10 protein-coding genes are annotated in these 12,495 nt (G+C 60.4%); 8 read left to right on the plus strand and 2 right to left on the minus strand.

What is annotated here, in order from left to right; all coding sequences use genetic code 11:
- Positions 1-103: 103 nt before the first annotated feature.
- Entirely contained in the window at positions 104-1,465 is a 1,362-nt protein-coding gene (gene der / locus Poly24_RS08845) for a ribosome biogenesis GTPase Der (RefSeq protein ID WP_145093485.1), read from the plus strand.
- A 603-nt stretch (positions 1,466-2,068) separates the two neighbouring features.
- Here the strand turns inward: der and Poly24_RS08850 are convergent.
- Positions 2,069-2,896 (minus strand): phytanoyl-CoA dioxygenase family protein, encoded by an 828-nt coding sequence (locus Poly24_RS08850; protein ID WP_145093490.1) that lies wholly within the window; start codon positions 2,894-2,896, stop codon positions 2,069-2,071.
- Positions 2,897-3,186: 290 nt separating this feature from the next.
- Positions 3,187-3,939, minus strand: coding sequence for a gamma-glutamyl-gamma-aminobutyrate hydrolase family protein (locus Poly24_RS08855; protein WP_145093493.1), 753 nt, complete (start codon positions 3,937-3,939; stop codon positions 3,187-3,189).
- 705 nt (positions 3,940-4,644) lie between these two features.
- On the opposite strand from Poly24_RS08855, the gene Poly24_RS08860 reads away from it, so the two are divergent.
- The 7 genes from Poly24_RS08860 to Poly24_RS08890 all read left to right on the plus strand — a co-directional run bounded on the left by Poly24_RS08860 (position 4,645) and on the right by Poly24_RS08890 (position 12,489).
- Positions 4,645-5,766: a 3-oxoacyl-ACP synthase III gene (locus Poly24_RS08860; protein WP_145093496.1), complete on the plus strand. Its 1,122-nt coding sequence runs from the start codon at positions 4,645-4,647 to the stop codon at positions 5,764-5,766.
- 56 nt (positions 5,767-5,822) lie between these two features.
- Positions 5,823-7,280: an anthranilate synthase component I family protein gene (locus tag Poly24_RS08865; RefSeq protein ID WP_145093499.1), complete on the plus strand. Its 1,458-nt coding sequence runs from the start codon at positions 5,823-5,825 to the stop codon at positions 7,278-7,280.
- 47 nt (positions 7,281-7,327) lie between these two features.
- Complete coding sequence (locus Poly24_RS08870) at positions 7,328-9,952, plus strand: heavy metal translocating P-type ATPase (protein ID WP_231753541.1); 2,625 nt, start codon at positions 7,328-7,330, stop codon at positions 9,950-9,952.
- On the plus strand, positions 9,949-10,149 hold the full coding sequence (gene ccoS, locus Poly24_RS08875) for a cbb3-type cytochrome oxidase assembly protein CcoS (protein ID WP_145093505.1): 201 nt from the start codon (positions 9,949-9,951) through the stop codon (positions 10,147-10,149). The genes Poly24_RS08870 and ccoS overlap by 4 nt, the downstream gene beginning before the upstream one ends.
- Positions 10,150-10,313: 164 nt before the next feature.
- Positions 10,314-11,345 carry a DUF6807 domain-containing protein gene (locus Poly24_RS08880; RefSeq protein WP_197452434.1) on the plus strand — a complete coding sequence of 344 codons (1,032 nt, stop codon included), beginning with the start codon at positions 10,314-10,316 and terminating at the stop codon, positions 11,343-11,345.
- A gap of 172 nt (positions 11,346-11,517) precedes the next feature.
- A complete protein-coding gene (locus Poly24_RS08885; RefSeq protein ID WP_145093512.1) occupies positions 11,518-11,829 on the plus strand; it encodes a hypothetical protein in 312 nt (103 codons plus the stop codon).
- Positions 11,830-11,832: 3 nt separating this feature from the next.
- Positions 11,833-12,489 carry a histidine phosphatase family protein gene (locus tag Poly24_RS08890; protein WP_145093516.1) on the plus strand — a complete coding sequence of 219 codons (657 nt, stop codon included), beginning with the start codon at positions 11,833-11,835 and terminating at the stop codon, positions 12,487-12,489.
- Positions 12,490-12,495: the final 6 nt, after the last annotated feature.

Below are 12,495 nucleotides of genomic sequence, written 5' to 3' on the forward strand. Positions count from 1 at the left end.
CGCCCACCGCCAACGCGATTTGGGATTGATTGATCGACATCGGCAGCGGATTCTAAAAGGTTGTATCGTTTTTTCTTGCGTCTCCCCTCGTTAGCTATCACCCATGTCGATGCCCAAAGTCGCGATTGTCGGACGTCCCAACGTCGGCAAGAGCAGTATTTTCAACTGGCTAGCCGGCCGCCGTATCGCCATCGTCGACGATTACGAAGGGGTGACGCGGGATCGCATGACGACGCTGATCGAACACGAAGGAAACTTCTTCGAATTGATCGATACCGGCGGGATGGGAGTCGTCGATTCGGACGACCTGACGGCCGATGTCGAAGCTCAGATCGAAGTCGCGATCGCCATGGCCGACGTGATTCTGTTTGTCGTCGATATCCGCACCGGGCTGATGCCGCTGGACTCTCTGGTCGCCGAACGGCTCCGTAGCGTCGACCGCCCGATCGTCCTGTTGGCCAACAAAGCTGACCACGACAATTTGGACATCTCGGCCGAGGAGTTCCACAAGCTGGGGCGAGGGCATTTGATTTGTGTCAGCGCCGAACAGAAGCGGCACCGCGACGAACTGATGCAATTGATCGTCGATCGCTTGCCGCCAAGCAGCGATCGGGCTGTCGACGCGCACATGAAATTTGCGATCGTCGGCCGCCGTAACGTCGGCAAAAGCACGTTCGTCAATTCGCTGGCGCAAGCCAAACGAATGATCGTCAGCGAGGTTGCCGGCACGACCCGCGACAGCGTCGACGTCAACTTCGAACTCGATGGCCATCAATTCACCGCGATCGATACTCCCGGTCTGCGCCGCCGCCGCAGCGTCCGGACCGACCTCGATTATTACGGCATGCACCGGGCTCAACGCAGCATCCGCCGGGCCGATGTGACGTTGATGTTCTTCGACGCCAGCGAAAAGATCAGCAAGGTCGACAAGCAATTGGTCGGCTACATCGCCGACGAATACAAACCGTGCGTCTTTGTCGTCAACAAGTGGGACCTCTACCACGACGAGATGCCAACCGAACGCTGGGTCAAATACCTGCGGTCGCAATTCCCCACGATGCAATACGCACCGATCGCGTTTATCACCGGGCAGACCGGCAAAAACATCAAGGCCCTGCTGAACCATTCGCAAATGCTATTCAAACAGGCTCGCGAGCGGACCAGCACCGGAAGGCTGAACCGAATCGTGCAAGCGGCGATCGAGCACCAAGAACCGCCGATGTTCCAAAACCGTCGACCGAAGATCTATTACGCGACCCAGGTCTCGACCGAACCGCCGACGATCGTGCTGATGTGCAACGACCCCAAGGGCTTTGCTCCCGACTACCGCCGTTTCCTGCTGAGCGTCTTGCGCGACAACCTGCCGTTTTCGGAAGTCCCAATCAAGATGTACCTGCAAAAACGCGAACAACGCGACCCAATCGGCCCGCCTGAGGTCGACCAGGAAAACGAAAGCGTCTCTTAGCGTTTTCCTCGAAGTCCGCCACGGAACAAGGCGAGGCAGTCTTAGAAGAAGCCCCAAGTTGCACGAGTCGCAAAGCGACGGCATGCAAAAGCCTGGGACGGGAGTCCTGTCACTTATACGCAAGTCGCCGACAACGGCGAAAGGGACAGGAACATTCCTCACAGGCCTGGCGTGGGCCGAAGGTCCAGCAATTTGCATAGCCCAGCCTGCAGGGCTGGGTATCAACCGACGGCGCCCGGTTTCATTTCACAACGGGCGAAGGGGCAACGCCCCGGGGTAGGTGGTGACAATCGACGGGGCCTACAGCCCAACCATGTCAATCATCGCCACTAGAACCCAGGCCGATGGCCTGGGCTATGCAAATGGCCGAGCCTGCGGCCCGGACTCGGATGAATGCGATGTGGAACGGCCTGCGACGAACGAAAGACTTCTCGCTGGCCTGGCAAGCGTTCGGTCGCGACAACTCACAATGACTTACGTATAACTGCCAGGACGGGAGTCCCAGGAATCTTCGCGCCCGCAATCTCGCGAGTCGCAACGCGACGACACGAGAGACGCTTCATCGGGACAGGCTTCTCGCATTCGCGAACGCAACCAGTTCGATCAGCTCTCCGCCGGACGCGCGAGGTTCGACCAGTGGCCCGACGGATCGGTTCCGCGGACTTGGACTCCCTTTTGGTTCCAGTCGAGAGCTGCATGAACGTCGGCGCTGCAGTAGCGGAGTGTCAGGGCGCAGCGGCGGCGATCCGAATCGTTCGCCTTGGAACCGTGCAGCAGCAGATCGCTGTGGATCGATGCGCTACCAGCCGGCAGCGGATTGTAGACGACCGAACCGTATTGCTCCGGGTTGTCGATCGTCTGATTCAGCACGTTGTGCTCCGCCGAATCGCTGGGGCGATAAGTCAGGTGGCCGACGTGGTGCGAACCGGCGATAAACCGCATGCAGGCATTCTCTTCGTCCGCGTCGTCGATCGCCAACCAAACGGTGACCGCTTTCGATGGAGACAGCGGCCAGTAACTGGCGTCTTGATGCCAGGCGACCGATTTGCCGTCGTGTGGCATCTTGCAGAAGAAGTGTGATCCCCAACCGATCACGTTTTCGCCCAACAGATCGCTGACACAATCGACGATCCGCGGATCCTTCAGGATGTCGTAGACCGGACCGTATTTCAGGTGGGCCGAACTGATCGAATAACTGTTGCCCCCCGCCGCGGTGACGCGAGCCAACAGGTCGTCGAAGTAGCTGCGAATGCCGGAGATCTCCGAATCGCTATAGATCGGCAGCGGCGCGACGTAGCCATCGCGATTAAAGCGGTCGATCTGGTCGCCGGTTAAAACCGTCGGGGCGTCGTTGTTGACGCGGTAGAAACGCAAGTCGCGTGGTACCGAAGCGAGTTCGTCGTCGGTCGGTACGATACTGAAGTTCTTCACGTGGAGAGGCCCTTCAACAGAAAAGGATCGAGCGGTCGTCTAGTCCATCATCGTACCGCGTTCGATCCGCTGCGTGTCAATCGGACAAACGGCAACCCAGCAAAGCATCCATGCCCCTGAGGTCAGCCGATGTCTAAATCAATCTCTTCGCAGTCGCCCGGTCCACCATGACGCAGCATCCTTGCCGCGTGGCACGCCAAGCGCGCCAACCATGGTGACCAGCCGGATAATCCTTATCCGGTGGGCAAATTCTGTTATCGGGTGAAAAATCTCCCGACGTCCTTACCTTATTAAGCAACCAATCGCAGGTCGCCCGTCTGACGTTCTTTCACGCCATCGACAAACTCTTCAAAAATTCGAATGTCCAGTGCCGATGCGGCTTCGCATTCGGGATGGAATTGGGTGCCGATGGCGAACCAATCCATCATCTCGCTCTCGATCGCTTCGATCACGCCATCGGGGCAGCGAGCGGTCACGCGGAAGCCAGGGGCAACTTCGTCGATCGCCATGTGATGGCGGCTGGCAACACGGATCTCACCGTCGCCATAAACGCGGCCAACCAACGAATCCGATTCGACGACCAAGCTGTGGCGGTGCAGTGGGTCTTGGTGATCGCGGTGGGGAACCGCGTTCGGTAGGTCTTCAGCGATGTCGTAGAACAAGTTGCCACCTTGAACAATGTTCAACAACTGCATCCCCGCTCCGATTCCCAACACAGGCATCCGGCGTTCGGTGATTTCGTTGACGACGATCCGATCGAAGGTCTCGCGATTCGAATGCATCAGTTTCATGCTGTGGTGCAACATATAGCCGTCGTTGCGTGGGTCCAAATCTTGACCACCGATCAAGACAAATCCATCCAGGCGATCCATCGCAGCATGAATGGCATCGACGTCGTCGCTAGGTGGCAGGATAACCGGAATGCCGCCAGCGGCTTGAATGTTTTCGTAGTAACCAGCAGCCAAGTAGATGTAGGCTGGAGTGCGTTGTTGTGCGGGGCGGAAGTCGGTGTTGATGCCGATAAGTGGTCGAGTAGACGTCATCTGAAAATCCTCTCCAGAGTGAACGTTAATGAATTTCTTCGCGTCTTCCAAAACGTTTTTCGCAATTGCTTGCAGCTTGCTCTTGCAGCGACGGTGATGATTTAAATAGTCTGGGTCTTCAGCAGCATTTGCCGCTAGCGTCGGTCGATCGGCGTCGGGCAGCGACATTCGGCGTCATCCGAATATTTTCGCTACCCTCTTTCCAATCGATCGTCTGATCATCACATCGACGGTTGTGGGTCCAACCGTGTCGCCGCGTTTGCGGCCGGTGTCTCAATCGCGAATCGAAAGTTCCATCTCTGGATAGGGCGAAGGGTCTTGCGACGTGTCACGGGCGACACGTCATCTGACGGGAGGAACTGTATCGGGCATTTTCGCAATGGCAAGCAGTTTCTACATTTGACGCCCGGTCCCATTTGCTGCTACTACCCGTTGTGCTAGCAAACCCTTGCTAGCATTGTTTACCTGGTCCGCAGAGCCGTTCGGGCGTTTTGTCGCCCCCTGGCTCCTGACCGTTTCGCAGCTTTACCAACGCCTGCCATATGCGGTATCTTAGATTCCTTCACGGACGGATCTGTCGCCGTGCGCTTCGTTTGAGCGTCCCAAAGACACGTCCATTTCAGCGTGAGACCAGCTTTTTCCGGGACCGATTCCGTTCGCCCCGGGCCTGAATCCGCCGCAACCACCCGCACGACGAGGCTTCCATTGCAATTTGAAAACGTCTGCATCGAATCGCTGGGAGTCCATTTGCCCGAAGAAGTTTGGACTAGCGACGAGATCGAACGCCGCTTGGAACCGCTCTACAGCCGGCTGCGTCTGCCCGAAGGCCGCCTGGAATTGATGAGTTCGATCGCCCAGCGCCGCGTTTGGCCCGCCGGCACGTTGCCCAGCGGTCCGAGTATCGAGAGCTGCAAGTCGGCGATCTCCGCCGCCGGAATCGATCCCGCCCGCGTCGGATGCCTGATCCACGCCAGCGTCTGCCGCGACTTTCTAGAACCCGCCACGGCGTCGCGCGTCCATCACGGCGCTGGCCTTTCGCCAAATTGCTGGGTCTATGACGTCTCCAACGCCTGCCTCGGTCTGCTCAACGGGATCGTGCAAATCGCGACCCTGATCGAACAGGGAGCGATCGAAGCCGGAATCGTCGTCGGGACCGAGAACAGCCGTCCGCTGTTGGAAGCGACGATCAACAATCTGAACACCGATGAATCGATCACGCGCAAGACGGTCAAACCGGCTTTCGCTTCGCTGACGATCGGTTCGGGCAGCTGTGCCGTGCTGCTGACCCACCGCCGGATTAGCCAAGGGGGCTCGCGGCTGGAACACGCCGTTTCGCACGCCGCCACCGACGGACATAACCTCTGCCGCAGCGACACCGATTCAGCTGGCGCGAACATGGCGCCGTTGATGGATACCGATTCCGAACGCCTTTTGGCCGCCGGAGTTGCCGCCGGAGCCGCCGGGTTCGAGAAACTGCTTGCCGATGCCAAATGGGATCGCGCCGACATCGATCGTACGATCTGCCATCAAGTGGGCGGACGCCATCGCGCGCTGATGTTGGAAACGCTGAGTCTGCCCCCGGAAAATGACACCGCCGTCTTCCCATGGTTGGGCAACACCGGTTCGGTCGCGTTGCCGCTGGCGCTGGCCGCGGCGGGCCAATACCAACATGTTCAACCCGACCAACGAATCGGGCTGCTCGGCATTGGTTCGGGAATCAATTGTGTGATGCTGGGGTGCAAGTGGCAGGAGACGCGGGTCGCTGGCAATTTGCCAGCGGTTGAACCCGTGATGGGGCAAGAATCGTTGACTGCTGTCGAAGCTTGATTTCCCACCGCCAGCGAACGCCCGCGTCGCTGGTTCTCCCTACCGACTTGCTGTAGATGGTGATCCCCACGCCCGCCGACCTGCACCCCGCCACGCCCGACTTCACGTCGGCGGGGGATTGCCCGTTGATCGCACCACTGCCGCCGCAAACCGATCTCCGCGAGGTCTTCCTGCGGCTGTGCCATCTGCCCCATTGCCTCTGGTTGGACAGCGCCAAACCGATGCCCGATCTGGGCCGGTATTCGTTCCTCACCGCCGATCCGATCGAAATCGTATCGGCCACCGACGACGACGACGATCCGCTGGCCAAGCTGCAAAAATTCATCCCCTTGCTCAGCCAATCTGCCGCGCCGGGACTGCCTCCCTTCCAAGGAGGCCTCGCCGGCGTCCTGGGCTACGAACTGGGCCGCTTGCTCGAACCGATCCCCGCACCGCGGTTCAACGACCTTCCGACACCACCGCTCTGCCTGGGCCTTTACGATTGGACGATCGCGGTCGATCACCAACAGAACTGCGGCTGGATCATCAGCCAAGGTTGGCCCGAGACCGATCCCGATCGGCGACGCATCGCCGCCGCGCGACGGATGCAACAGATCCAATGGTGGCTGGGATGCACGCCGACGGCGATGCCGCGACCGCCCCGATCCGCTCCGCGGGCGCACGACGCGCTCGCGCCGCAGTTCCGCACGCCGATCGACCCTTCGCTGACCAGCAACTTCGCCCCCGGTGAATTTCGCACCGCAGTCGGCGACGTGATCGACTACATCCGCCGCGGCGATGCCTTTCAAGTCAACCTCGCCCAGCGATTGTTGTACCCCGACCAGCACGGAGCGGTTGCCGCTTACCTGCGGATGCGATCGCGAAACGCCGCTCCATTTGCCGGCTATTTTGACGGCGGTGATTGGCAAGTTGTCAGCGCTTCGCCGGAGCGGTTCCTGCAAATCGACGACCGCTTCGTCGAGACTCGACCGATCAAGGGAACCTGCCCGCGGACCGGCGACGCCGCGGTCGATCAACAACTTGGTGCGCAACTGCTGTCCAGTCTCAAGGATCGCGCCGAAAACGTGATGATCGTCGATCTGATGCGAAACGATCTGTCGCGGGTCTGCAACGACGATTCGATCGACGTCGCGGGGCTCTGCGAACTGGAACAATATGAATGCGTCCAGCACTTGGTCTCGCGCGTCCACGGCAGGCTGCGAGACGATGTCGACGTGGTCGATCTGTTGAGAGCCAGCTTTCCCGGCGGATCGATCACCGGAGCTCCGAAGGTCCGCGCGATGCAGATCATCGCCGAACTGGAACCGACAGCCCGCGGTCCCTATTGCGGATCGCTCGGCTACCTTTCGACCGGCGGCCGCGGCGACTTGAACATCTTGATCCGCACCGTCACCTGCCGCGACGGCTGGCTGCAGATGCCCGTCGGCGGCGGGATCACATCGCGCAGCAAACCGGAGCAAGAGGAACAGGAGACGTGGGACAAGGCCGAAGGCATGTTGCGAGCGGTCCTTTAATGAACGGTGAAATAAGAAGCGACCGGGAAGAGGATAAGGAAAAGGCGTTGAATACCAAAGCGTTCTCTGATTCCAGCGCAGCTGAATCGCCAGCCGATTCGGCCGCCAGCGCCGACGAAGCCGCGTGTCCGGCGATCGTCGAACTTCCCTGCGTCCATTGTGGACTGCCGACGCGAGTCCGCGCCGATGCCGATCCGCAGCGGATCTTCTGCTGCAACGGTTGCCACGGCGCGTACGACCTGATCAACGGTTGGGGCCTCTCCGATTTCTACGCCCTCCGCGATCAGATGACCTCCGCCGCGGCTCAAGGCGTCCCCGGCCAACGGTCGCGATACGACGTCTTCGACCAGCCGGAATTCTTAGGCGATTCGGCACCGAAGTCGCAATCGGGCGGTCTGCTTTCGACCGATCTAGCGCTCCACGGACTGCACTGCGGCGCATGTGCTTGGTTGATCGAAAACGCGGCGGCGCGGATCGACGGCTGGCAATTGGCCCGCGTCAAAATGAGCGATCATACGATCCGCATCGTCTTCGATCCGCAGCGGGTTCCGTTGAGTGAGATCGCTCGCACGATGGACCGCTTGGGCTACCAAGTCGCTCCGCTCACCAAACAGCTCGACGATCACTTCGCTCGCGAAAACCGGCGACTGCTGATCCAGATCGCGATCGCCGGCTTCTGTGCCGCCAACGCGATGTGGATTGCAATCGGTCTGTACGCCGGGGAAGCCTCGGGCGTCGCCGCCGATCACCGCATGTTTTTGAGAACGATCGGAACGGGATTGGGCCTGCTGGCGGTCGCGGTGCCTGGCCGAACCTTCTTCCGCGGCGCGCTCGCGTCGCTGCGAACCCGCACACCACACATGGATCTACCGGTCGCGTTAGGCCTCTCGGTCGGTTCGGTCGCCGGGCTGATCAACGCGATCACCGGCCGCGGCGACGTCTACTTCGACTCGCTGGCCGTGCTGGTCTTCTTTTTGTTGATCGGCCGTTGGATTCAGTTCCGCCAGCAGCATCGCGCCGCGCGCTCGGTCGATCTACTGCTGCGGATCACGCCGCGCCACGCCAGCCGGATCCTGGACGATGGCCAGACGCAGGCGGTGCTGGCCGACAACTTGCAAGCGGGCGACCGGATTCGCGTCGCCGCGGGCGAAAGCTTTCCAGCCGACGGAGAGATCATCGCCGGAGAGACGACGATCGACAGGTCGTTGCTGACGGGGGAGAGCCAGCCGATTCGCGCCGCGGTGGGGGAGACGGTCCTTGCCGGCACGGTGAACGTCACGCGGTCGATCGATGTCTGCGTCGAGGCGAGCGGCGATGCGAGCCGGATCGGGCGGGTGATGCAAGCTGTCGAAGCCGCCGCAGCCCGCAAGACGCCGATCGTTCAATTGGCCGATCGGATCGGCGGGATCTTTGTGATCGTCGTCACCACGTTGGCGCTCGTCGCGTTTGCGCTCAGTGCTCGCGACAACTGGCAACAGGGAGCGGCCAATGCCACGGCGCTGTTGATCGTCGCCTGTCCCTGCGCCTTGGCGCTGGCAACGCCGCTGGCGATCGCGGTCTCGCTGGGCCGAGCCGCTCGCCGGAAGATATTGATCCGCGACGGCAGCTCGCTGCAACAGCTGGCCGGAACCGGGACGATCTGGTTCGACAAAACGGGAACGCTGACCGAGGGGCGATCGCGCGTCGTCGAAGTCATCGGTGATCGCGACGGCTTGGCGAGCGCCGCGGCGATCGAACGCGATGTCTGCCATCCGATCGCCGATGCGATCCTGGCCGCCGCCGATCTTCCCGACGACTTCGAAGGGGTGGCGGCAACTGGCGAAGACAACTCGACCGACGAAGTCGATGCGTCAAGTGAAGCAACCGCGCGAACGCAGATTGCGATCGGCGGCGTCTTGGGGGAACATCGCGGTACCGCGATCGCGGCCGGAAGTCTGAAATTCATTCAGTCCCAGGGGATCGAAATCCCGGCTAAATTGTCGCAGGCAGCCGAGCGGTTGACCGCTCAAGGGACCACGGCGATCGTGGTCGCTCGCGACGCGATCGCGATCACCGTGCTGGGGACCGACGATCCGTTGAGAGCTGGTGCCGACGTGGCGATTGCGGAACTGAAGCGGGCCGGATGGCGAGTCGGCATCCTTTCGGGAGACCATCCCGGCGTCGTCCGCAGCGTTGCCGATCGCGTGGGCGTGCCGCAATCGCTGGCGATCGGCGGGCTTTCTCCCGAAAACAAACTGGACATTGTGTCGCATCACAGCCCGGCCGAACCTGGCTCGGCGGAACGTCATCTCCCCGAACCAGCCCCGGGATTGCAGGTGATGATCGGCGATGGAGCCAACGACGCGGCAGCTTTGGCCGCGGCGGATGTCGGGATTGCGGTCCGCGGCGGAGCGGAAGTTAGTTTGCAAGCGGCGCCAATTTTCATCGCATCGGGTAGACTGGGAAGCGTTGTCGAACTGGTCCGCGGCGCCCGCCGAACCGCTCGGCTGATTCACATCACCTTCGCCGTTTCGCTAGGATACAACGTGATCGCTGTCGGCCTGGCGATGGCCGGCCGGATCAGCCCGCTGGTCGCTGCGGTGTTGATGCCGTTGAGCAGTGTGAGCGTGTTGTCGTTGACGCTCGCTTCGCGCAGTTTCCGCGAACGAGATGAACCCGAGAGGACAAAATGAGCGTGTTGTTTGTCGCCTTGCCGCTGGCGCTGGCCCTGGGAGCGGCTGGGATGATCGCCTGCGTGTACTGCATCCGCGGCGGACAATACGACGACTTGGAAACCCCGGCGGTAAGGATCTTGATCGACGACCGCGACACGCGATCCAAGCCTGCGATGGATGCCGATTCCGATCGTCGTTCGAATCCCGATGCCTGAACGCGGCGAGCGCGTGAGGATTTGTTTTTCAAAATCGCCGATCCGCTAAAATCGGAGCGGCCCCGCGTGAACTGCGAGGCTGCGAGTTGCGGCATGGCGAGAGGCGTGGGAAGATGGCAACCGCCGCCAACCCGCACGTAACGTCCCACCGCCGAGAGCTTGCCATGCGCGACACCCGAGTTCGATATGCCCCTTGGTTCCTGTTGCTGTTAGTCGCCGCGTGGCCGTTGTCGGCAGATGAACCGGCGGCGTCGAAGCCATTTCAGCTGGAACGGTGCGAGCTGATACCGTTGCCCGATCATCAGGTCGACTTTCAAATCGATGGCGTGCAACGCACGCGCTGGCACTACGACGCCAAATATCCGCGTCCGTTCTTCTATCCGTTATTGGGTCCATCGGGAACGTCGTTGACGCGGATGGGGCATCCGGGAGCCGCGAACCACGATCACCACCGGAGCGTTTGGTTTGCCTTCAACGATGTCGACGGCTTCACGTTCTGGGCCGATGGCAAGGGAACGTCGATCCGTCAAAAAGATTGGTACGCTTACGAAGATGGCGACGACCACGCGATCATGTCGTCGACCTGCGGTTGGTTGGATCCTGAAGGGAACGAATTAATGCAGCACGATTTGGTCGCTGCGCTGATCCCGGGGACGGCGGGACAGTACGCGTTGGAACTGCAAGCGGAATTCCGGCCAGGCGAAGATCGCGACGCGGTCCAACTGGGGAAGACCAATTTTGGATTCCTCGCCGTCCGTGTCGCCAAGACACTTTCGACCCATTTCGGCGGCGGACAATTGTCCAGCAGCGAAGGAGGCGTGGGGGAGCCCGAGATTTTCGGCAAACCGGCGCGGTGGGTCGATTACAGTGGACCGGTGGCCGTCGGCAGCGGTTCGCAACGGACGACACAAATCGAAGGGATCACCTACTTCGACCATCCCGATAATCCACGCTACCCAACGCATTGGCATGTCCGTGCCGACGGTTGGATGGGGGCTTCGTTTGGGATGCACGAAGCGTTGGAGATCACGACAGCGAAGCCGCTTCGCCTGCGGTATCTGTTGTTTATCCACTCGGGCCCTTACGATCAACAAGCTTCCCAGAAGGTCCACACCGAATTCGCGGCGAGTCAAGGGTTTGAGATCATCAAGGGCCAGCGAAATCATCGGCAATTCGAGACCCGTCGCATCCCTTGATGATTGAGAATCGGCGGATGGATCGGAATGATGAAGAACCTGTGCATTGCCGGTTGGTCGGCTTGCACAGACCGCTGCGGCGGCATAAAAGGAGGTCGTGCCTCACGGCTTGTAACGCCGTTGGGTTGCAACCGATGAACGCGACGGACGATTCAACCACAGTGGAGCTTCAGTGAGACGATCGGCAAAACTTCGCGGCAACCTGGGCACGTGCGGTTTCGCTCTTGCCAGTGCTGTCTTTGGTTGCCTGTTGCTGATCCTGAACGGCGGCGTTGTGGCAGCGGTTTATTTCGCGATCGCCGAAGATGGTCCTGAATGGATGCGTAACCGCAGCCTGTCACAATTCGCGTTGTTCGTGGGCCCCGTGCTGCTGTTGATCCTGCAGTGGACTTTGATCGATCTGGTTGGCCGTGATCGCCGCGGCGAGTCTTCCCATTCCCCAACACCGATCGATTCGCATCGCGTCGATTCGACGAAAGCCTGATTCATGCAGCTCTATCTGATTCGCCATGCCCAAAGCGCGAATAACAGCAAACCCGAAGCGGAGCGTGTCGAGGATCCCGAAATCACCGAACTGGGACACCAGCAAGCCGCGGCGCTGGCGCGATCGTTGACCACTCAGAAGGTCGACTACTTAGTCACCAGCGGATTCCTGCGGACACTTCAGACAACGCGTTATTTGGCCGAAGCGTTGCAGGCGCCGGTGAATGTGTGGCGCGATTTGCACGAGGTCGGAGGCTGTTATCGTGGCCACATCCCGGGCCAGGAACAGGGAGCGCCGGGGATGAATCGGGATGCGATACTGGCTGAATTCCCTGGAGTCACGATCGAGGATTCCATTGGGGCCGAAGGTTGGTGGGGCTGCCGTCCATATGAAACCGACGACCAAGCGATGCAGCGTGGCCAACAGATGTTGGCTCAAATCGTTGAACAGTTTGCTGCCACGCAGAAGGTGGTCGTCGCAGTGATCCATGCCGATTTCAAGGTTTGTTTGCTACGACATATTCTGGGGCAGGAGTTTACCCAACGGCACATCGGCCCGATGTTGAACACGGGCTTAACGAAGTTCACGTTTTCCGAAGCTGGATGGCGATTGGATATCCTGAATTCGATCACGCACCTAACCAACGATCAGATGAGTTGACCGCCG

It is taken from the genome of Rosistilla carotiformis, from assembly GCF_007753095.1.
Lineage (GTDB): Bacteria > Planctomycetota > Planctomycetia > Pirellulales > Pirellulaceae > Rosistilla > Rosistilla carotiformis.

What these genes read in the sequence shown, in the direction of transcription:
- Poly24_RS08880 (WP_197452434.1), top strand. Translation starts at nt 10,314, where the DNA reads ATGCGCGACACCCGAGTTCGATATGCCCCTTGGTTCCTGTTGCTGTTA.
- Poly24_RS08865 (WP_145093499.1), top strand. Translation starts at nt 5,823, where the DNA reads ATGGTGATCCCCACGCCCGCCGACCTGCACCCCGCCACGCCCGACTTC.
- Poly24_RS08890 (WP_145093516.1), top strand. Translation starts at nt 11,833, where the DNA reads ATGCAGCTCTATCTGATTCGCCATGCCCAAAGCGCGAATAACAGCAAA.
- ccoS (WP_145093505.1), top strand. Translation starts at nt 9,949, where the DNA reads ATGAGCGTGTTGTTTGTCGCCTTGCCGCTGGCGCTGGCCCTGGGAGCG.
- der (WP_145093485.1), top strand. Translation starts at nt 104, where the DNA reads ATGTCGATGCCCAAAGTCGCGATTGTCGGACGTCCCAACGTCGGCAAG.
- Poly24_RS08855 (WP_145093493.1), bottom strand. Translation starts at nt 3,939, where the DNA reads ATGACGTCTACTCGACCACTTATCGGCATCAACACCGACTTCCGCCCC.